The organism is Streptomyces sp. NPDC041122 (genome assembly GCF_055592445.1).
Genome location: NZ_JBVIYQ010000007.1, coordinates 83,356 through 103,786 on the forward strand (window position 1 = coordinate 83,356; position 20,431 = coordinate 103,786).

The following is a 20,431-nucleotide window of genomic DNA, read 5'->3' on the forward strand; positions in this document are numbered from 1 at the left end:
GATCAGTAGCCTCACCCTCGAACATCGGAACGCCTGCGCCACCCCCCTACGCCTTGGAGTCTTGATGGAGCGTCCCGCCTGGGCACCGCTCGGCATCGACATCTCGATGCCCAGCGTGTCCCGCATCTACGACTATTACCTGGGCGGTTCGCACAACTTCGAGGTGGATCGGGAGGCGGCCCGCAAGGCGATGGAGTTCATGCCGGGGCTGCCGAAGGTCATGCAGGCCAACCGGGCCTTCATGCGGCGCGCGGTGCGGTACGCCGTCGGCCGGGGCGTCACCCAGTTCCTCGACATCGGTTCCGGCATCCCGACCTTCGGCAACGTGCACGAGGTGGCGCAGGAGGCGAGCCCCGAGGCCCGGGTCGTGTACGTGGACCACGACCCGGTCGCCGTGGCGCACGGCCAGGCGGTGCTCGAGGGCACCGAGCGGACCGCGGCCGTCGCCGGCGACCTGCGCAAGCCCCGGGACATTCTGGGCAGTTCGGAGGTGACGGACGTCCTCGACCTGGACCGCCCGGTGGCGGTGCTCCTCGTCGCCGTCCTGCACTTCCTGGAGGACGCGTACGATCCTCGTGCGGCGGTCGCCGAGCTCCGGGAGGCGACGGCGCCCGGCAGCCTCCTGGTCGTCAGCCACGCCTCGTACGAAGGGATCCCCGTCCCCCCCGAGCAGGCCGGCCGGACGGTCGGTGTATACAAGGACATCCGCAATCCACTGATCATGCGCTCGCGCGACGAGATCGCGCGGTTCTTCGAGGGATACGACATGGTGGAACCCGGCCTGGTGCCGATGCCGCACTGGCGGCCCGACACGGCGCCCGAGGAGGAGGATCCCTACTCCTTCTCGGGATTCGCGGGCGTGGGACGGAAGCGTTGAGCGGCGAACAGGACGGACCGGAGGGGAGAATCCGCAGGTTCGCCACCATCTGGAGCCGTGCGATCTTCCCCGTGACCGCCACCTCGCTCACCCGTCCCGAGTTCGAACAGCAACTCGTGCCGCTCGCCCGGCGGTTGTGCGACGCGCTGCGCGAGCGCGTCTTCGATGCGGCGGAGAGCCAGGCCGTCGGCGCCGCGCTCGTCGGCACGCACTGCACCGACCCCGATGCGCTCAGCCGCACGCTCGACTGCGTCGACGCCTACCTGGTCCTGTACTGCGGCGGCGACGGCCCGCGCGAGGAGCTGCGGGCCCGCTCCGCGCGGATCCAGCACGCCATGGCCGCCGGGTTCGCCCAGGCGCTGCGCGAGCGCACCCTCGTCGAGCAGGAGGCGATCTCGCGGGCCGCGCTGAGCGCGCGCAGCGCCGTCGCCGAGGCCCTGCACGCCAGCGAGGCGCGGTTCCGTGCCGTCTTCCACGGTGCCGCGATCGGCATCGGGATCGCCGACCTCGATGGCACGGTCCTGGAGGTCAACGACGCGCTGATCCGCATGTTCGGCGGCCTGGAGCACCAGCTGCGCGGGCGCAACGTGGGGGAGTGGACGCACCCCGACGACTCGCCCCACGTCTGGAAGCTCTACGAGGAACTGGTCCGCGGCGAGCGCGAGCACTACCGGGTGGAAAAGGCCTTCTACCGCCCCGACGGCACCGTCCTGTGGACCAACCTCACCGTCTCCCTGCTGCGCGACGCGGACGGCCTGCCGCAGTACCAGCTGGCGCTGATGGAGGACACCACCGAGCGCCGGCTGCTCAATCTCCGTCTGCGGTACGAGGCCACGCACGACGCGCTCACCGGGCTGCCCAACCGCACCCTGTTCTTCGAGCGCCTGGAGAAGGCCCTCTCGGCGGGCGGCAGCGCCCGGTTCGGGCTCTGCTACCTCGACCTCGACGGGTTCAAGACCGTCAACGACAGCCTCGGCCACGCGGCCGGCGACCGGCTGCTCGTCGAGGTCGCCGACCGGCTGCAGTCCTGCGCGACGGCCCCCGGAGAGATGGTGGCCCGGCTCGGCGGCGACGAGTTCGTGGCGCTCACCACGGGCCCCGACACCGAGACCGAGGTGGACGAGCTCGCGGGCCGCATCATGAACGCGCTCGCCACCCCGATCCGCGTCGACGGCCGCGAACTGACCGTGCGCGGCAGCATCGGCATCGTGGAGGGCCCGGCGGGCGAGCGCGGCGCCGCGGAGGTCCTGCGCAGCGCCGACATCACGATGTACCGCGCCAAGTCCGCGGGCGGCAACCGCTACGAACTCGCCGACCCCGAGGCCGACGCCCGCGCCATCACCCGGCACGGTCTGACCACCGCGCTGCCCGCAGCCCTGGAGCGCGGCGAGTTCTTCATCGAGTACCAGCCGCTCGTGCACCTGGGCGACGGCAGCGTGCGCGGCGCGGAGGCGCTGGTGCGCTGGCTGCACCCGCAGCACGGCATCATCGGCCCGGACCGCTTCATCCCGCTCGCCGAGCACACCGGCCTCATCGTGCCGCTCGGCCGCTGGGTCCTCGAGGAGTCCGTCCGTCAGGCGCGGCGCTGGGAGGCCCGGCACAGCGCCGCCGGGCCGCTGCGGGTCAACGTCAACCTCTCGCCCATGCAGCTCGCCCACCCGGGCCTGGTCTCCGACACGGTCGACATCCTGGAGCGCGAGGGGCTGGAGCCGGGCGCCCTCTGCCTGGAGGTCACCGAGTCCGCGCTGATAGGAGCCGACGACGACCTGCTCAAGCCGTTGCGCAGGCTCGCGGAGATGGGCGTGGACATCGCGCTCGACGACTTCGGCACCGGCTACTCCAACCTCGCCAACCTCCGGCGGCTGCCGGTGAGCGTGCTCAAACTGGACCGCTCGTTCACCCAGGGCATGCAGCACTTCCCCGCCGACCCGGTCGACCTGAAGATCGTCGAGGGGATCGTGGCGCTCGCCCACAGCCTCGACCTCGCGGTCACCGTCGAGGGCGTCGAGACGGGCGCCCAGGCGGACCAGCTGCGGGAGCTGGGCTGCGACACGGCGCAGGGCTGGTACTACGCGCGGCCGGGACCGCCGGACCAGCTGCACGAACTGGCCCTCGCGGACGCGATCAGCTGACCACGCCGTCCGCCCGGCCTGAGGTGCGGGGGCGGGCGGACGGCGGGACTCTGGAGGGGAGGAAGTGAGTCCCATGAGGGTCATGTTGAGAGCACGTCTGGACACCCAGGCCGCGAACGAGGCGATCAAGAGCGGAGCCCTGCCGAAGATGATGGGCGCGCTGACGGAGCGGCTGAAGCCGGAGGCGGCCTACTTCGGGCCGGGCGACGGCGGCCGCTGCTGCACCTTCGTCTTCGACATGCAGGACACGTCGGACATGCCGTCCATCACCGAGCCGCTCTTCGGCGAGGTCGGCGCGGAGATAGAGATCTACCCCGTGATGAACGCGGAGGACCTGCGCAAGGGCCTCGAAGCCCTGGGCCACTGACGCCGCGGCAGCGCGGGAGCGCGTCAGCGCGCCAGCAGCATCCGCTGGAGTTCACGAGCCGCCCGCGGCGGTGCCACGTCGCTGCGGTGGGCGAGCGCGATCGTGCGGTGCAGACTCGGCCTGGCCAGCGGCGTCATCCGCAGGTCGGGCCCCGCGCGCTCGGCGACCATGCGCGGCACGACCGCGACGCCGAGACCGGCCCGTACGAAACCGAGCACCGCGTCCATCTCGCCGCCCTCCACCGCGAACTCCGGCTCGAAACCCTCGGCGCGGCACGCGGTGACGGTGAGCTCCCGCAGGTCGTAGCCGTGCCGGAACATCACGAGCCGCTCGCCCTGCAGATCCGCGATCCGCACCGAGCGGCCGAGGCTCCGTGACTGCGGCGACGACACCACGACGAGGTCCTCGCGCAGCAGCTCGATCGTGGTGAGCGCCGGTGAGGGGGTGGGCAGGGGCAGGACCACCAGGGCCAGGTCGAGGGCGCCGCGCGCGAGTTCCCGTACGAGATCGTGCGAGCCGCTCTCCTCGATGAGGAGCTGGATGCCCGGGTGCCGGTCGTGGAAGGCGCGCAGCACGTCCGGGAGCAGGCCCGTGCACACGCTCGGGGTCGCGCCGAGACGGATGCGGCCGCGGCGCAGCTGCGCCAGCTCCTGTACCTCGATCCGCGCGGTGTCGGCGTCGGCGAGGATCCGGCGGGCCAGCGGAAGCAGCGCCTCGCCCGCGTCGGTCAGTGCGATGTTGCCGCGCGCCCGGCTGAAGAGCTCCGCGCCCAGCTCCTTCTCCAGGGCCCTGATCTGCTGGGAGAGCGAGGGCTGGGAGACGTGCACCTCCTCCGCGGCGCGGGTGAAGTGCCGGGTCTCGGCGACCGCCACGAAGTAGTGCAGCTGCTGGAATTGCATACGGCCACGATACGACGCTCGATAGGCGCGGGCTATCGAGATGAGCCGAACCATCTCTTGGACCGATCGGGACCTTCGGCCGTAGCGTCTCTGACATGGCTCTGGCAACGCGGACGGACAAACGGCCGTCCATGACCCGCACGCTGTGGGACTCCACCATCGGCAAGAAGACGGTGATGGCGGTGAGCGGCTTGATCATGCTGCTCTACCTCTTCGTGCACATGATCGGGAACCTGAAGATCTTCTTCGGCCCGGCGGAGATCAACCACTACGCGCACTGGCTCCGCACGGTCGGCGAGCCCTTCATGCACTACGAGTGGACGCTCTGGCTGGTCCGCGTGGTGCTCGTCGCCGCGGTCGTCGCCCACGCCGTCTCCGCGTACCAGCTGAGCCGCCGCGACATCCGGGCGCGCCCCACCCCGTACGTGCACAAGCGGCGCGAGGCGAGCTTCGCCACCCGCACCATGCGCTGGGGCGGCATCATCATCGCGCTGTTCATCGTCTGGCACGTCCTCGACCTGACGACCGGCACCGTGCACCCGGCCGGCTACGAGCACCTGAAGCCCTACCAGAACGTCATCGACACCTTCTCCACCTGGTACGGCAACGTCATCTACATCGTCGCCGTGACCGCCGTCGGCTTCCACGTCCGGCACGGCCTGTGGAGCGCCGCGCAGACCCTGGGCGTCGGCACCGCGACCCGCAACCGCGTCCTCAGGCCCCTCGCGAACGTCCTCGCCGTGGTGCTGACCCTCGGCTTCGTCTCCGTACCCGTCGCCGTCATGACCGGACTGGTGAGCTGACCCATGAACCACTCCAGTGAGTACTCCGCGTACACGACCGGCGAGCCGCTCGCCGACACCAAGGCGCCCTCCGGGCCGATCGCCGAGCGCTGGGACACCCGGCGCTTCCAGGCGAAGCTGGTCAACCCGGCCAACCGCCGCAAGCACACCGTGATCGTCGTCGGCACCGGACTGGCCGGCGGCTCCGCGGGCGCCACCCTCGCCGAACAGGGCTACCACGTCGTGCAGTTCTGCTACCAGGACTCGCCGCGCCGCGCTCACTCCATCGCCGCGCAGGGCGGCATCAACGCCGCGAAGAACTACCGCAACGACGGCGACTCGGTCCACCGGCTCTTCTACGACACCGTCAAGGGCGGCGACTTCCGCGCCCGCGAGTCCAACGTGCACCGGCTCGCGCAGATCTCCGTCGAGATCATCGACCAGTGCGTGGCGCAGGGCGTGCCGTTCGCCCGCGAGTACGGCGGCCTCCTCGACACCCGCTCCTTCGGCGGTGTCCAGGTGTCCCGCACCTTCTACGCGCGCGGGCAGACCGGACAGCAGCTGCTGCTCGGCGCCTACCAGGCGCTCAGCCGGCAGATCGCCGCGGGGAACGTGGAGATGCACCCCCGCACCGAGATGCTCGACGTGATCGTCGTCGACGGGCGGGCGCGCGGCATCGTCGCCCGCGACCTCATCACCGGCAAGATCGACACCTACTTCGCGGACGCCGTGGTCCTCGCCTCCGGCGGCTACGGCAACGTCTTCTATCTGTCGACCAACGCCATGAACTCCAACGCCACGGCCGTCTGGCGGGCCCACCGGCGCGGCGCCTACTTCGCCAATCCCTGCTTCACCCAGATCCACCCCACCTGCATCCCGCGCACCGGCGACCACCAGTCCAAGCTGACCCTGATGAGCGAGTCGCTGCGCAACGACGGCCGGATCTGGGTCCCGAAGGCCAAGGGCGACGACCGCCCGGCGCACCGGATCCCCGAGGACGAGCGCGACTACTACCTGGAGCGCATCTACCCGTCCTTCGGCAACCTCGTGCCCCGCGACATCGCCTCCCGCGCCGCCAAGAACGTGTGCGACGAGGGCAGGGGAGTGGGCCCCGGCGGCCAGGGCGTCTACCTGGACTTCGCCGACGCCATCCAGCGGATGGGCAGGAAGAAGGTCGAGGAGAAGTACGGCAACCTCTTCGACATGTACGAGCGGATCACCGCGGAGAACCCGCACGAGGTGCCGATGCGGATCTACCCTGCCGTGCACTACACGATGGGCGGGCTCTGGGTCGATTACGACCTGCAGACCACGGTGCCGGGCCTCTTCGCGGTCGGCGAGGCCAACTTCTCCGACCACGGCGCCAACCGGCTCGGCGCGAGCGCCCTCATGCAGGGCCTCGCCGACGGCTACTTCGTGCTGCCCTCCACCATCAACGACTACCTCGCCCGCCATCCGCACCAGGACGAAGTCGGCGCCGAACACCCCGTCGTACAGGAGGCGATGGCCGAGACCGAGGACCGGCTGAACCTGCTCCTGTCCGTCGACGGCGACCGCACCCCCGACTCCTTCCACCGCGAACTCGGCGAAGTCATGTGGGAGTTCTGCGGCATGGCCCGCACCGAGTCCGGACTGCGCAAGGCGCTGGAGCGCATCCCGCAGATCCGCGAGGAGTTCTGGCGCCGCATCAAGGTCCCCGGCACCGGCGAGGAGTTCAACCAGTCCCTGGAGAAGGCGAACCGCGTCGTCGACTACCTCGAACTCGCCGAGCTGATGTGCCTCGACGCCCTGCACCGCGCCGAGTCCTGCGGCGGGCACTTCCGCGAGGAGTCGCAGACGCCCGACGGCGAGGCCGCCCGCGACGACGAGGCGTTCTCCTACGCCGCCGCCTGGGAGTTCACCGAGACCGGCGCCGCCCCCGTCCTGCACAAGGAAGACCTCGTCTTCGAGTACGTCCACCCCACTCAGCGGAGCTACGCATGAAGCTCACCCTGCGCGTCTGGCGCCAGAAGAACGCCGACGCCGACGGCGCGATGTCCACGTACGAAGTGGACGGCATCTCCACCGACATGTCGTTCCTGGAGATGCTCGACACCCTCAACGAAGAGCTCATCGTCAAGGGCGAGGACCCCGTCGCCTTCGACCACGACTGCCGGGAGGGCATCTGCGGCGCCTGCTCGCTCGTCATCAACGGCGACGCGCACGGCCCCGAGCGCACCACCACCTGCCAGCTCCACATGCGGTCCTTCGAGGACGGCGACACGATCGACATCGAGCCGTGGCGCGCCGCGGCCTTCCCCGTCGTCAAGGACCTGGTGGTCGACCGCTCCGCCTTCGACCGGATCATCCAGTCCGGCGGCTACATCAGCGCGCCCACCGGCTCCGCGCCCGAGGCGCATGCCGCGCCCGTGCCCAAGCCGGACGCCGACTTCGCCTTCGAGCACGCCGAGTGCATCGGCTGCGGGGCGTGCGTGGCGGCCTGTCCCAACGGCTCGGCGATGCTCTTCACCTCCGCCAAGGTCAACCACCTCAACGTCCTGCCGCAAGGCGCCCCCGAACGGGAGACCCGCGTCCTGGACATGGTCGCGCAGATGGACGAGGAGGGGTTCGGCGGCTGCACGCTGGCCGGTGAGTGCGCGACCGCCTGCCCGAAGGGCATTCCGCTGCCGTCCATCGCGGCGATGAACAAGGAGTGGCTGAGGGCCACTCGGAAGGTGAGCCGGTAGTTCCCGATGCCGGGCGCGGGTCGTTTGTGGCTGGTCGCGCAGTTCCCCGCGCCCCTTGCGGGCGCGTACCTTCGCCCGCATGTATCCGGGAGCGTACGACCCCGCCAGGACGGCCGTCGTCACCGCCGACGGCACCCGGACCCTCAGCTACGGACAGCTCGAAGACCGCTCCCTGCGGCTCGCGGATCATCTGCGGGCCGCGGGGCTGCGCCGGGGCGGGCACGTCGCCCTGCTCTGCGACAACGACCCGCGCTCCCTGGAGGTCTACTGGGCGACCATGCGCTCGGGGCTGTACCTCACCGCCGTCAACCACCACTTGCGGGCCGACGACGTGGCCCACATCGTGCGGGACTGCGGGGCGGCCGTCCTGATCCACTCCGGCTCGCTCGCTGAACTCGCTTCGGAGGCACGGGAAGTCCGATACCCCCATCAGCGGCGGGCCGTTGGTGAGCACGCCGAGCAGGCAGGCGCCGAGCAGCGTGCCGATCATGGAGCCGTTGCCGCCGGAGAGCGAGGCGCCGCCGATCACGACGGCCGCGGGGACGCTCAGTTCGCAGTCCGGCCCAAACCGCCGTCCTCCGAGGCCCCTGCGTCCTGCCCCGCCGGAGCGAGCGGCACGCATCCCGGAGGTGAGGCCGGGACCCGCCCCCCCCCCACGTCGGCCGGGTCGCGCCCCGTGCGGGCAACCGGTCAGCCCCGGCCGTCGGCCTCGCCCCGCGCGCGGGCCAGATACGGTGCGGTGCGGCTGCCCTCGGCGCGCGCCACGTCGGCCGGGGTGCCGGCCGCCACGACCAGACCGCCGCGGTCGCCGCCGCCCGGGCCCAGGTCGACGACCCAGTCCGCGCCCGCCACGACCGCCATGTCGTGCTCGACGACGACCACGGAGTTGCCGCCGTCGACCAGTTCGTGCAGGCGCCGGGTGAGCACCTCGACGTCGGCCGGGTGCAGGCCGGCCGTCGGCTCGTCGAGCAGATAGAGCGTGTGCCCCCGCCCGACCCGCTGCAACTCACTTGCCAGCTTGATGCGTTGGGCCTCGCCGCCCGACAGCTCGGTGGCCGGCTGGCCGAGCCGCAGATAGCCGAGACCGACGTCGAGGAGCGTGCGCAGGCTGCGCACGGCCGACGGGGTGTCCGCGAAGAACTCCGCGGCCGCCTCGACGGTCAGGTCGAGCACCTCCGCGATGTTCCGGTCCCGGTACGTCACTTCGAGCGTCGCGGGGTTGTAGCGCGCGCCCGCGCAGTCCGGGCAGGGCGCGTAGGTGCTGGGCAGGAAGAGCAGCTCGACGCTGACGAATCCCTCGCCCTGGCAGGTCTCGCAGCGACCGCCCGCCACGTTGAAGGAGAAGCGGCCCACGCCGTAGCCGCGCTCCTTCGCCGTGTCCGTGGCGGCGAAGACCTTGCGCACGACGTCGAAGAGGCCGGTGTACGTGGCCAGGTTGGAGCGGGGAGTGCGGCCGATCGGCTTCTGGTCGACGCGGACCAGCCGGCCCACGCCCGGGAGCTCCTCGGTGATCTCGCCGACGAGCGTGGACTTCCCCGAGCCGGAGACGCCGGTGACGGCGGTGAAGGCGCCGAGCGGGATCTCCGCCGTCACCTCGCGCAGGTTGTGGCGGGTGACCGGCCCGACCTTCAACCACCCCTTGGGATGCCGCACTTCACGTACCGGAGAGGTGTTCCGGCCGAACAGGAAACGAGCCGTCTCCGATGCGCGGACGCCCTCGACCTCCGCCACCGGGCCGCTGTGCAGCACCCGTCCGCCGTGCTCGCCGGCCTGCGGGCCGACGTCGACGAGCCAGTCCGCGTGGCGCATGACGTCGAGGTGGTGCTCCACGACGAAGACGGAGTTGCCGGCCGCCTTGAGCCGGTCGAGGACCGTCAACAGGGCTTCGGTGTCGGCCGGGTGCAGGCCCGCGGACGGCTCGTCCAGGACGTACACCACTCCGAAGAGCCCCGAGCGCAGCTGGGTCGCCAGGCGCAGCCGCTGCAGTTCGCCCGCAGACAAGGTGGGCGTCGCGCGGTCCGGGCTGAGGTAGCCGAGGCCGAGCTCGGTGACGGTCGCGATGCGTGCGAGCAGATCCTCGGTCAGCACCCGGGCGGTCTCCGAAGTGTCCGCGCCGCTCGCGAGGACGTCGGCGAGGTCGGACAGCGGCAGCGCGGCGAGCTCGGCGATCGTCCGGCCGGCGAACGTGACCGCCATCGCCTCCGGGCGCAGCTTGCTCCCGCCGCACGCCGGACACGGCTCGCTCGCCAGGAACCGCTCGGCCTTGGCGCGCAGCGTCTGGCTCTTGGAGTCCGCGAAGGTCTTCAGCACATAGCGGCGGGCACTCATGTAGGTGCCCTGGTAGGGGCGGTGGATCCGGCCCGCCTCGCGGACCGGGTGCACGGTCACCACCGGCTGCTCGTCCGTGAACAGGATCCAGTCCCGGTCCTGCCGCGCCAGCTCGCGCCACGGCCGGTCCACGTCGTACCCGAGGGCGTCCAGGACGTCGCGCAGGTTCTTGCCCTGCCAGGCGCCGGGCCAGGCGGCGATGGCGCCCTCGCGGATGGAGAGCGACGGGTCGGGCACGAGGAGCTCCTCCGTCGTGCGGTGGACCCGGCCCAGGCCGTGGCACGCGGGGCAGGCGCCGGCCGCCGTGTTCGACGAGAACGCGTCCGAGTCGAGCCGCTCCGCACCCGCCGGGTAGCTGCCCGCGCGGGAGAAGAGCATCCGCAGGGAGTTGGAGAGCGTGGTGACGGTCCCGACGGAGGAGCGGGAGGTCGGCGCCGAGCGGCGCTGCTGGAGCGAGACGGCGGGCGGCAGCCCGGTGATCTCGCCGACCTTCGGCGCTCCCACCTGGTGGATCAGCCGCCGGGCGTACGGCGCGACGGACTCGAAGTAGCGGCGCTGCGCCTCGGCGTAGATGGTCCCGAATGCGAGCGAGGACTTCCCCGAGCCGGAGACGCCGGTGAAGACGGCGAGCACGTCGCGCGGGATGTCCACGTCGACGCCCCGGAGGTTGTGCTCCCGGGCGCCCCGGACACGTACGAACGGATCGTGGGGGCTGTGCATGGAGGGCTCCGTACGCGGCTCGGGGACACCCACGATACAACGCCCCCGCCGGGCGCCCACGGCTCTCACCTGCGCTTTCCCAGGGGCGGGCAGCCGGCCCGCGGGAGGCGGCCGACGGGCCCGGCGGTCGAGACCTCTGCCCGTGCGCAGGGGTCTTTTGCCCTCTACCCGCCGCTTCCCGGGGCTTTTACGTTGAAGGTACGAACGTGAGCGGCGTCACCTTCGGGCCCGCCGCACCGTCCCCTCCCGAAAGGCTCCTCTGCGCATGACCGTGCACCCGACCCACCCCAGCCCCGACCAGGCCGCTGCGCTGGAGACCGAGCTGAAGGAGCAGGGCGTGCTCTACACCGTGCAGCAGCGGCCCACGCTGGAGTACGCGGCGCAGGACCCCGAGGGCCGCGTCTGGATCATCCGTGCCGTCAAGGAGACGAACTCGATCATCGCGCCGCCCTCCCGGACCTGGCGTGCGGCCTGCGACGAGCTGCGCGTCAGCACGCCCGTGACGGGCCCGTCCGGGGTGGTCCGGGCCATAGCGTCGGCGATCGGCCGCCGCCCGTCGGCGGAGGTGTCGGCACCGGCGTGACCTGCCCGCGGCACCGCGGCGTCGTTGTCCAGGGCCGGGCGGATGCCGACGGCCTCGATGACCTTCACCACGCCACCGGTCAGCTCGTGGATCCGGGCGGCGCCCTCCGCGCCGCGCTCGGCGACGACGCCCGTGGCGCCGAAGTGCCGCCCCAGGTCGGTACGGGACGCGTGGCGGCCACGCGAGCACGATCCGCTCGGTCCCGAGCCGACGCCGGCGGTGACCGCACCTGACGAGGGTGCCGTCGGCGTACGGGCACCCCGGGCAGGCGCATCGGCACCGGCTCTCCTGAGACGAGGTGGCCGGGGCGACTCTTCAGGTTGCGGACCACGACAGGGTTGAGGAGCAAACTCGCGCCCATGCTCCGTGAGGAGCTGGTCTACGCTCACTGTCAACATCCTCGCGGCGATACGGAGTGGTGAGGGCAGGCGTCGCGGTCACCCGTGATCTTCGCGCTCTAGGTCGTGCGCGTCGGCGGCGCTCCCGCGCGTACGCGGGGTGCCGGGCCCGGCGTCTGCGCCCGGTGTCAGGTCCGCCAACCGTGCCAGGCGGCGGAAGGAGTCCAGGAGGGCCGTGCGGTCGTATGTGCTGGTCGTGACCAGGACCTCCTGCGCGCCGCTCTCCTTGAGCACCTCCTCCAGCTCATCCGCGACCCGCTCCTGCGTGCCGTAGAGCTGACCCCGCAGCCCCGCCTCGTAGAAGCCGCGCTCCTTCTCCGTCATGGTCAGCGACGCCACGCGTTCGGCCGGCGCGAGCGGAGGGAACGTGCCGTGCGTACGGGAGTACGCCATCGACCAGGCTTCCGGCAGGAGCAGCCGCCGGGCCGCCTCCTCCGTCTCGGCCACCGCCACGTTGCCCGAGATCACGACGTACGGCTCGGACAGCCAGGGGGAGGGGCGGAAGGCGGCGCGGTACCGGTCGATGCCGTGCAGCATCTTGTCGCGGGACCGGAGATCGCCGATGACCATCGGCAGGCCCGCCTCGGCGGCGATCGTCGCGCCCTCGCCCATGGCGAGCACGAACGGCGGCACGGTCAGGCCTTCGGAGGGGCGGGCCCGTACGCCCGTGCCGGACGTGCCGCGGAACCACGCGAGCAGTTCCGCGAGCCGGTCCGCGAAGTCCTCGGCGTCGTGCTTGCCGCGGCCCAGCGCCTTGCGCACCCCGTCCGTGAAGCCGACGGAACGGCCGAGACCCATGTCGATCCGGCCGGGGAACAGCGATTCGAGCACCCCGAACTGCTCCGCCACGACCAGCGACTGATGGTTCGGCAGCATCACGCCGCCGGTGCCGACCCGGATGGTGCGGGTCGCCGCCGCGACGGCCGCCGCCAGGACCGTGGGCGCCGACCCCGCGACCCCGGGGACGCCGTGATGCTCCGAGACCCAGAAGCGGTGGTAGCCGAGCGCCTCGACGTCCTGCGCCAGCCGCACGGTGTCGCGCAGCGCCTCGGGGTCGTCGTGCCCTTCACGGGTGCGGGACCGGTCGAGGACGGAGAACCGGGTTTCTGCGATCACTGAGCTCACTTGCACTTCAACACCGCGGCGCCGTCATGATTCCCTGTCGGTGTGACCGACGACAGCAGACCTCTGGCCGTGTTCGACCTGGACGGCACCCTCGCGGACACCGCGCACCGGCAGCGGTACCTGGAGGGCGAGCGGCGCGACTGGAACGCGTTCTTCGCGGCGGCGCCCCAGGACCCGCCGCTGGCGCGCGGCGTCGAGCTGGCCCTCGCCGCCACCGAGGAGTGCGAGGTCGTGTACCTCACGGGCCGCCCGGAGCGGTGCCGGGCGGACCCGGTGGAGTGGCTGTCCCGCCAGGGCCTCCCGGACGGCCGCGTCTGGATGCGGCCCGACCGTGACCGTCGCCCGGCCCGTCTCACCAAGCTGGAGATCCTCCGCTCCATGGCCCGCACGCGCGAGATCCGCATGCTGGTGGACGACGACGAACTGGTCTGCGCGGAGGCGCGGCGCGCCGGCTTCAAGGTGATCCACGCCCATTGGGCGAACACGTCCCCCGAGCTGAAGAAGGCGCAGGAACAAGAGGGCAGAACCTGACCCCCGCCCGAAACCCACAGCCCAAGGGGCGCGGGGAACCGCGCAGAGACCGCGCCCCGCGCAGCGCCTACACGTCGCCGTCCTCCAGCCGGAACCCGACCTTGAGGCCCACCTGGTAGTGCTTGATCTGGCCGTCCTCGATGTGGCCGCGCACCTGCGTGACCTCGAACCAGTCCAGTGAACGGAGCGTCTGCGAGGCCCGCTCGACGCCGTTGCGGATCGCCTGGTCGATTCCCTCGTGGGACGTGCCGACGATCTCGGTGACGCGGTACGTGTGGTTCGACATGAAGATATTCCTCCGGACCCGTCGGGGTGGTGCCGTCACTCCACGGTGCACCAGCGCGCCCCCGCGCGCGAGACGGCGTACCCCTTGACGGAATCAAAGTCCAACCCCTTGACGGGATCACCGGCCTACCCCTTGACCGGATCATTGGTACATACCAAAATCCAGCCAGTAACCCGTTCGAGCCGAGAGCTCATCCCCCCGCGTCGGGCTGACCTTCCCTGTCCACAGGTAGAAAGTGACCCACGTGAACCCGCACCGCCGCGCCGCCGTGTCCCTGGCCCTCGCGCTCTCCTCCACCGTTCTGCTCGCCGGCTGCGGGGTGCTCCCAGGCGGCGACGACACCAAGACCGTCACGGTCTGGCTGATGCGGGGCAGCGCGTCGCCCGAGTTCGTCGAGCGGTTCACCGCGGACTTCGAGAAAGAGCACGGCGACATCGACCTGGACATCCGCGTTCAGGAGTGGACCGGCATCGGCAGCAAGGTGAAGAAGGCGCTCAAGGACGAGGGCGGGGACGGCCCCGACGTCATCGAGGTGGGCAACACCCAGGTCGCCCAGTACGTCGACGAGGGCGGCCTGTACGACCTCACCCTGGAGTCCGCCCGCGACCTCGGCATGGACGACTGGCTGCCGGGCCTCGCCGAGCCGGGGCGCTACCGCGGCGCCCAGTACGGGATCCCCTGGTACGCCGCCAACCGCGTCGTCATCTACAACAAGGACCTGTTCGCCCGGGCGGGCGTCACGCGTCCGCCGCGCACCCGCGAGGAGTGGATCACGGCCACCGAGAAGCTCAACTCCGGCGGAAAGCAGGGCATTTACCTCGCGGGCCAGGACTGGTACACGCTCGCCGGATTCATCTGGGACGAGGGCGGTGACCTCGCCAAGGAGACGAAGGAGTCGTCCGGCGACTGGCGCGGCACCCTGCACACGCCGGCGGCCCTGCGCGGCATGGAGTTCTACCAGCGGCTGCAGGCGCTCGGCGACGGCCCGCGCGACTCCGACGAGGAGCATCCGTCGCAGGCGAAGGTGTTCGCGAAGGGCGACGTCGCCCAGCTCGTCGCGGTGCCCGGCGTGGCCCGCGCCATCGAGGAGCAGAACCCCGAACTGAAGGGCAAGCTCGGCTACTTCCCCGTGCCGGGCAAGAAGGCGGGCAAGCCGGGCGCGGTCTTCACCGGTGGCTCCGACCTCGTCGTGCCGGAGCGCAGCGACGACCACAAGGGCGCGGTCGAGGTGATCGAGGCGCTGGCGGGCAAGAAGTGGCAGACCGACCTCGCGCGGACCATGAACTACGTCCCGAACAAGGCGAAGCTGGCCTCCGCGGTCGCCGACGAGGACGGCGTCGCCGCGATGGCCGTCGGCGCGGCGAACGGCCGGGCGACCCCCAACTCGCCCCGCTGGGCGGCCGTCGAGGCGGACAACCCGATCAAGGGGTACATGACGAAGGTCCTCACCGGCGGTGACCCGGCGGCCGAGGCGCGCGAGGCGTCGGACCGCATCACGGGGGCGTTGAACCTCGGAGGGCTGTGACGAGCGGCCCGCCGCGAGGTCCGGCCCCGCACATCGGTGCGCGAGGCCGGACCGGGGGAGCGCATGGAAGGGTCCCCGAGCCGGAGATGTCGCTACGCCACCGTGCTCAGCGACAGCGCGAAGCGGCCCCGCTCGTCCGTCCACCAGTGCGTCAACTTCAGGCCACTTGCGGACAGTTCGGCGCGCACACTGTCCTCTCGGAACTTCGCGGAGATCTCCGTGCGGAGCTCCTCGCCGGCGGCGAAGTCGACCGCCAGATCCAGTGCGTGGATCTTGACGGTCTGCGCGGTGGTGGAGCGCAGCCGCATCTCCATCCACTCGTGCTCGCGGTCCCAGACGGCGACGTGCTCGAACGCGGCGGGGTCGAAGTCCCCGCCCAGCTCGCGATTGATCACCGAGAGGACGTTCTTGTTGAACGCGGCCGTCACGCCCGACGCGTCGTCGTACGCGGAGACGAGCACCGACTCGTCCTTGACCAGGTCCGTGCCGAGCAACAGCGCGTCGCCCGGCTCCAGGAGGTCGCGGACCGAGGAGAGGAACGCGGCACGTTCGGCGGGATGCAGATTGCCGATCGTGCCGCCGAGGAACGCCACGAGGCGCGGGCCCGGCGTCCCCGGCAGCGCGAGGCCGCGGGTGAAGTCGGCGATCAGGGCGTGCACGTCGAGCGCCGGCCGCTGGGCGACCAGGGCGTTCGCCGCGCCGGTCAGCGCGGTCTCGCTCACGTCCACCGGCACGTAGGTGTGCAGGGCCGGCAGGGCGTCGATCAGGTGGCGGGTCTTCTCCGAGGAGCCCGAACCCAGCTCGATGAGCGTGCGCGCACCCGTGATCTCGGCGATGCGGGCGGAGCGGGCCACCAGGATCTCCCGCTCGGCGCGGGTGGGGTAGTACTCGGGCAGGGTGGTGATTTCCTCGAAGAGTGCGCTGCCGCGCGCGTCGTAGAACCACTTGGGCGGCAGCGTCTTCGGGGAGCGGGTCAGGCCGTGCAGGACGTCCTCGCGCAGCGCGGACTCGGTGGCGTCCTCGGGCAGGGTTCGGGTCAGCAGGAACGGGCTCACGCAGCAGGCTCCTTGAGCGGGGTCAGAATCACGTCGGTGCGGTCGGCGGCGAGCAGGGTGCGGTCGGGCACCTCGCGCCAGCGCGGGTCGTCGTCGTAGGGCTCGGAGGCCACGACGGTGCGGTGGGAGGGCTCCGCGAGATACCAGAGGGTGTCGCCCCAGGTGGTCGCGGTGATCGTGGTGCCGTCGGTGAGCAGCAGATTGAGGCGCGAATCGGGCGCCGCCCGGGCGACGTCGAGGACGGTGTCCGCGAGGGCCTGTCCCGCCTCGTCGCCGCGCCGCAGCCGGTGCAGCAGAAGCGCCCACAAGAGCGCCGAGTCGCAGCGCGCCGCCATGGCGAGCAGTTCTTCGGGCGGCAGGTCACGGACGAGCGGGGCGAGCGATCCAGGCCAGCCGGTGACCGCGCCGTTGTGGCTGAACAGCCACGGCCCGGAGGCGAACGGCGCCGCGGCGGCCTCCCCGTCCGCCCCTGCCTCGGTCGCGTCGCGCACGGCCGCGAGCACGGCCCCGGAGCGTACGACCCGGGCGAGGTCGGCGAACGACTGGTCGCCCCAGATCGGCACGGAGCGCCGGTAGCGGGCGGGCACCGGGTCCCCGTCCGCGTACCAGCCCACCCCGAACCCGTCGGCGTTGACGGTGCCGTGCCGCTGCATCCGGGGCGCCCACGACTGGTGGAACAGGCTGTGCTCGGGCACCACGAGAAGACGTCCCAGCGGCTCCGGCGAGCCGAGGAAGGCGAGATGGCGGCACATCAGGCGGTCTCCGGGGCCGCGGCCTCGGCCGGGCCCGCGTCGCGTGCCGTGCGGAAGCCGGAGAAGATCTGCCGCCGCACCGGGTGGTCCCAGTTGCGGAATGTGCCCCGACAGGCCACCGCGTCCACGGAGAAGGCGCCGCCGCGCAGCACCTTGTAGTCGCCGCCGAAGAAGACGTCCGAGTACTCCCGGTAGGGGAAGGCGGAGAAGCCCGGATAGGGCAGGAACCCGCTGGACGTCCACTCCCACACGTCACCGATCAACTGCCGGACGCCGAGCGGCGACTCGCCCGCCGGGTAGCTCCCCGCGGGGGCGGGCCGCAGATGGCGCTGCCCCAGGTTGGCCCGCTCCGGTGTGGGGTCCGCGTCGCCCCACGGGTAGCGCGTGGAGCGGTCGGTCACCGGATCGTGCCGGGCGGCCTTCTCCCACTCCTCCTCGCTGGGCAGGCGCCGGCCCGCCCAGCGCGCGTAGGCATCGGCCTCGTACCAACTGACGTGCAGGACCGGCTCGTCGGCCGGCACCGGCTCGACCGTGCCGAACCGTCGCCGCAGCCAGCGGCCGCCTTCCTCGTGCCAGAACAGCGGCGCCCGCAGCCCGTGTTCGCGGACCATCGCCCAGCCGGCCGGGTCCCACCAGCGCATCCGGGCGTAGCCGCCGTCCTCGATGAACTCCTGGTACGCGCCGTTCGTCACCGGAGTCGTGTCGATGAAGAACGGCGGGACGAGGCACCGGTGCGCCGGGCGCTCGTTGTCCAGGGCCCATGGCTCGGTGGACGTGCCCATCGTGAACGGGCCGCCGGGGACGAGGACTTCGGCGGGTCCGGTGATCGGTTCGCACGACGGCGGATCGGGCGCGGTCAGGGCCGTCGGCCCGGTCCGCAGCTGATGCGTGATCAGCATCGTCTCGTCGTGCTGCTGCTCGTGCTGGGCGATCATGCCGAACGCGAAGCCGGCGTCGGTGAGCGGCGTGCCGTGGAAGGGTGTCTTCTCCAGTACGTCGAGCGCGCGCCCCCGCACCTCGGCCGCGTAGCCGCGCGCCTCCTTCGGTGCGAGCAGCGGAAGGCTCGGCCGCTCGGCGCGGGGATGCTCGAAGGCGTCGTACAGCGGGTCGATCTCGGGCCGCATGGCGTCGCGGCCCGCGACCGCGCGCAGCAGCCACTGCTCCTCCTGGTTGCCGATGTGCGCGAGGTCCCAGACCAGCGGCGACATCAACGGGGAGTGCTGAGCGGTGAGTTCGGTCTCCTCCACACAGGAGGTGAGGAGGGTGGTGCGGTCCCGGGCGGCCAGGAGCGCGGCGAGCGCGCGCTCCCGCAGGGCTTCCGGGTCGGTGGTGGAGCCTGTCATCGGCGGGAGTCCTTCCCAGGTGTCTCGGGGCGTCCGGACCTCGTGTGGAGCCCGGGTGCGCCAGAGGGGTGGCGGCCGTCGCGCACGGCGTCGAGCAGATCGTCCGCCGGGCAGCGGCCCCGCGCGACGTACCGCTCGGCGAAGGCCGCGACGGCACCCTGCACGGACAGGGGCGCGCCCAGGCGGGGCAGCGCGTCCACGGCGGCGGCGAAGCAGCTCACAGCGGCCTCGCGCAGTTCGGCGTCGGCCATGCCGTGCCGCGCCGCGTCCAGCCAGAGCGGGTTGTGCGGCGCGGCGGGGGAGCCCGGCGGCCCTTGCCGCTCGGCCAGCGGCTTGACGGCGCGGTAGGCGGTCTCGGCCGCCTCCGCGTCGTCGAACAGCGCGCTCGTCACGGCCAGTGGCACGATCCAGCCGTCGTCGCCGGGCTGGGCGTCCACCATCCGCAGCTCCAGATGACCGCGCGGCCGGACCGGCGGGAACAGCGTGGTCAGGTGGTACGCGAGATCCTCGCGGGTGGGTCTGCGCGGCGCGTTCTTACGGGCCCACGCCCGGAAGCTCAGCCCGTCCGGCACACTCCAGGGGCCCTCGCCGGGCTCTCTCTTGACGCACATGACCGGTGCGTCGAGCGCGTGCCGGGTCCACACCTCGCGCGGCTCCCCGTCGAGCGGCGGGGCGCCCGATCTGCCGGGCTCGATGCCCGCCCACACGGCCTGCCGGGTCGAGCGCCAGCCGGTGGGACGGCCGTCCTGCAGCGGCGAGTTGGCGAACGCCGCGACGAGGACGGGGCCGAGCAGATGCGCGAGACGCCAGCGCCGCGCGTAGCCGAGCGGGCCCGGCTCCTCGTACCCGGCGTCGAGGCAGATCTGCACGGACGCCGTCGAGCACATCATCCGGCGCCCGGCCGGGCCGCCCCGGTCCAGGCACGACTCCAGCGCGTCGTAGCGCGGCTCGCGCAGGATCCGTGCCGGCGGGCGCCATGGGTCGGCGCCGAAGCCGCTGAGGGTGAGGCGATGGGGACGTAAGGCGTCGCGCACGACGCCGAGATCGGCCTGCATGGCCGAGATGCACTCCGCCAACGAGGTGGCGGGAAGCGAGCTGAGCTCCAGCTGGCCGCCGGGTTCGACGGTGACGGTGGAGTGCAGGGGCAGGGCCCGCAGTGCGGCGTAGGCCGCTTCGAGGCGGGCGGCGGACACGGGCAGGTGGGGCAGGTCCGGCTCGTGGACGAGCCATTCCAGTTCGACGCCGGTGACGCGGGGCGGGCCGGTCTTGAAGCAGATGCCGTGGACCAGCGCCTCCACCTCTGCCTCCGACACCGTGTCCCGCGCCCTTGTGGGGCGCGTGGTGCGGTGTTTCCTACAGTCTCCCTCAGGCATGCGGGGATCCTTCCATCCGGTGCAGCTCGTCACACCCAAAACCCTTGAGGGCCTTCGCACAAGAGTGCCCCTCAGGCCGATCTCACACCGGGATTTTCTGCCGCGCCGCCCGCCGCGGACGTCTCACCCGGACTCAACGCCAGCCGTAGCGCTCCTTCAGACGGAGTACGACGAGGTCGAACCGCATGCGGTCGAGCGCACACGCCTCCCGCCGCATCCCGCGCTCGTGCACCCGCAGCACCCGGTCGACGTCCACCCACGACTCCCGGCCCTCCCGGTCCCACGGCCCGCTGCCGATCGGCACCCAGTCCCGGTCACCGGCGTGCCGCTTGCTCGACAACTGCACGGCGAGCAGCGTCCCGGACGCCTCGCGGGCGACCACGAGCACCGGCCGGTCCTTGCCGCGTCCGTCGTTCTCCTCGTACGGCACCCACGTCCAGACGACCTCGCCCGGGTCGGGGTCGCCGTCGCGGTCCGGCGCGTACTCCGTGCGCACCCGGCCCACCTCGCGCGGATCGGCCTCGGTGGTCGCGGTGGGGCCGGAGCGGCCGGGCGGGTCGGACAGGTGCGGGTCATCGATGAAAGCAGTCACAGGGTCACGGTAGAACCTGTCCGGCCCAGTCCGCAGC

The 20,431-nt window shown here is 71.9% G+C and carries 18 protein-coding genes and 2 pseudogenes; 10 read left to right on the forward strand and 10 right to left on the reverse strand.

Going from position 1 to position 20,431, the window contains the following annotated elements; all coding sequences use genetic code 11:
- The first annotated feature begins 64 nt into the window (after positions 1-64).
- From ACZ6B8_RS24715 to ACZ6B8_RS24725, 3 genes are all read left to right on the forward strand, one after another.
- On the forward strand, positions 65-877 hold the full coding sequence (locus ACZ6B8_RS24715) for an SAM-dependent methyltransferase (RefSeq protein WP_471608656.1): 813 nt from the start codon (positions 65-67) through the stop codon (positions 875-877).
- On the forward strand, positions 874-3,009 hold the full coding sequence (locus tag ACZ6B8_RS24720; protein WP_471608657.1) for a putative bifunctional diguanylate cyclase/phosphodiesterase: 2,136 nt from the start codon (positions 874-876) through the stop codon (positions 3,007-3,009). The genes ACZ6B8_RS24715 and ACZ6B8_RS24720 overlap by 4 nt, the downstream gene beginning before the upstream one ends.
- Positions 3,010-3,091: 82 nt before the next feature.
- A complete protein-coding gene (locus tag ACZ6B8_RS24725) occupies positions 3,092-3,376 on the forward strand; it encodes a DUF3303 family protein (protein ID WP_471071793.1) in 285 nt (94 codons plus the stop codon).
- Positions 3,377-3,399: 23 nt separating this feature from the next.
- Here ACZ6B8_RS24725 and ACZ6B8_RS24730 read toward each other — a convergent pair whose 3' ends face one another.
- Entirely contained in the window at positions 3,400-4,275 is an 876-nt protein-coding gene (locus ACZ6B8_RS24730; protein ID WP_471071790.1) for a LysR family transcriptional regulator, read from the reverse strand.
- 95 nt (positions 4,276-4,370) lie between these two features.
- Here ACZ6B8_RS24730 and ACZ6B8_RS24735 point away from each other — a divergent pair, with 95 nt between their 5' ends.
- The 4 genes and pseudogenes from ACZ6B8_RS24735 to ACZ6B8_RS24750 all read left to right on the forward strand — a co-directional run.
- Positions 4,371-5,078 carry a succinate dehydrogenase gene (locus tag ACZ6B8_RS24735; RefSeq protein WP_471608658.1) on the forward strand — a complete coding sequence of 236 codons (708 nt, stop codon included), beginning with the start codon at positions 4,371-4,373 and terminating at the stop codon, positions 5,076-5,078.
- Between the two features lie 3 nt (positions 5,079-5,081).
- Positions 5,082-7,040, forward strand: a complete 1,959-nt coding sequence (locus tag ACZ6B8_RS24740; protein ID WP_471608659.1) for a fumarate reductase/succinate dehydrogenase flavoprotein subunit — start codon at positions 5,082-5,084, stop codon at positions 7,038-7,040.
- Positions 7,037-7,783 (forward strand): succinate dehydrogenase/fumarate reductase iron-sulfur subunit, encoded by a 747-nt coding sequence (locus tag ACZ6B8_RS24745; RefSeq protein WP_471071781.1) that lies wholly within the window; start codon positions 7,037-7,039, stop codon positions 7,781-7,783. Before ACZ6B8_RS24740 ends, ACZ6B8_RS24745 begins: the two co-directional genes overlap by 4 nt.
- A 79-nt stretch (positions 7,784-7,862) precedes the next feature.
- Positions 7,863-8,204: pseudogene (locus tag ACZ6B8_RS24750) on the forward strand (AMP-binding protein); the annotation flags it as partial.
- A 269-nt stretch (positions 8,205-8,473) separates the two neighbouring features.
- On the opposite strand, the gene ACZ6B8_RS24755 reads toward ACZ6B8_RS24750, so the two are convergent.
- Entirely contained in the window at positions 8,474-10,831 is a 2,358-nt protein-coding gene (locus ACZ6B8_RS24755; RefSeq protein WP_471608660.1) for an ATP-binding cassette domain-containing protein, read from the reverse strand.
- Positions 10,832-11,096: 265 nt separating this feature from the next.
- Here ACZ6B8_RS24755 and ACZ6B8_RS24760 point away from each other — a divergent pair, with 265 nt between their 5' ends.
- On the forward strand, positions 11,097-11,414 hold the full coding sequence (locus ACZ6B8_RS24760; protein WP_471608934.1) for a hypothetical protein: 318 nt from the start codon (positions 11,097-11,099) through the stop codon (positions 11,412-11,414).
- Between the two features lie 26 nt (positions 11,415-11,440).
- Here the strand turns inward: ACZ6B8_RS24760 and ACZ6B8_RS24765 are convergent.
- Together ACZ6B8_RS24765 and ACZ6B8_RS24770 are read right to left on the reverse strand one after the other, a co-directional pair.
- A pseudogene (locus ACZ6B8_RS24765) lies at positions 11,441-11,627 on the reverse strand (IMP dehydrogenase); the annotation flags it as partial.
- Positions 11,628-11,851: 224 nt separating this feature from the next.
- On the reverse strand, positions 11,852-12,937 hold the full coding sequence (locus ACZ6B8_RS24770; protein WP_471608661.1) for an LLM class flavin-dependent oxidoreductase: 1,086 nt from the start codon (positions 12,935-12,937) through the stop codon (positions 11,852-11,854).
- Between the two features lie 42 nt (positions 12,938-12,979).
- Here ACZ6B8_RS24770 and ACZ6B8_RS24775 point away from each other — a divergent pair, with 42 nt between their 5' ends.
- Complete coding sequence (locus ACZ6B8_RS24775; RefSeq protein WP_471608662.1) at positions 12,980-13,468, forward strand: phosphatase domain-containing protein; 489 nt, start codon at positions 12,980-12,982, stop codon at positions 13,466-13,468.
- A gap of 67 nt (positions 13,469-13,535) precedes the next feature.
- On the opposite strand, the gene ACZ6B8_RS24780 is transcribed toward ACZ6B8_RS24775, so the two are convergent.
- Positions 13,536-13,754 (reverse strand): dodecin, encoded by a 219-nt coding sequence (locus ACZ6B8_RS24780; RefSeq protein ID WP_471071763.1) that lies wholly within the window; start codon positions 13,752-13,754, stop codon positions 13,536-13,538.
- 244 nt (positions 13,755-13,998) lie between these two features.
- Between ACZ6B8_RS24780 and ACZ6B8_RS24785 the strand changes: the two genes are divergently transcribed.
- Complete coding sequence (locus tag ACZ6B8_RS24785; protein ID WP_471071760.1) at positions 13,999-15,279, forward strand: extracellular solute-binding protein; 1,281 nt, start codon at positions 13,999-14,001, stop codon at positions 15,277-15,279.
- Positions 15,280-15,371: 92 nt separating this feature from the next.
- Here ACZ6B8_RS24785 and egtD read toward each other — a convergent pair whose 3' ends face one another.
- From egtD to ACZ6B8_RS24810, 5 genes are all read right to left on the reverse strand, one after another.
- The gene (egtD, locus tag ACZ6B8_RS24790; RefSeq protein ID WP_471071757.1) at positions 15,372-16,334 is read right to left on the reverse strand and encodes an L-histidine N(alpha)-methyltransferase; all 963 of its coding nucleotides are present in this window, start codon (positions 16,332-16,334) and stop codon (positions 15,372-15,374) included.
- Positions 16,331-17,086, reverse strand: a complete 756-nt coding sequence (gene egtC / locus ACZ6B8_RS24795; RefSeq protein ID WP_471608663.1) for an ergothioneine biosynthesis protein EgtC — start codon at positions 17,084-17,086, stop codon at positions 16,331-16,333. Before egtC ends, egtD begins: the two co-directional genes overlap by 4 nt.
- A complete protein-coding gene (gene egtB / locus ACZ6B8_RS24800; RefSeq protein ID WP_471608664.1) occupies positions 17,086-18,429 on the reverse strand; it encodes an ergothioneine biosynthesis protein EgtB in 1,344 nt (447 codons plus the stop codon). The genes egtC and egtB overlap by 1 nt, the downstream gene beginning before the upstream one ends.
- Positions 18,426-19,802, reverse strand: coding sequence for an ergothioneine biosynthesis glutamate--cysteine ligase EgtA (gene egtA, locus ACZ6B8_RS24805; RefSeq protein ID WP_471608665.1), 1,377 nt, complete (start codon positions 19,800-19,802; stop codon positions 18,426-18,428). The genes egtB and egtA overlap by 4 nt, the downstream gene beginning before the upstream one ends.
- A 133-nt stretch (positions 19,803-19,935) precedes the next feature.
- Positions 19,936-20,394: a type II toxin-antitoxin system PemK/MazF family toxin gene (locus tag ACZ6B8_RS24810; protein ID WP_471071745.1), complete on the reverse strand. Its 459-nt coding sequence runs from the start codon at positions 20,392-20,394 to the stop codon at positions 19,936-19,938.
- Positions 20,395-20,431: the final 37 nt, after the last annotated feature.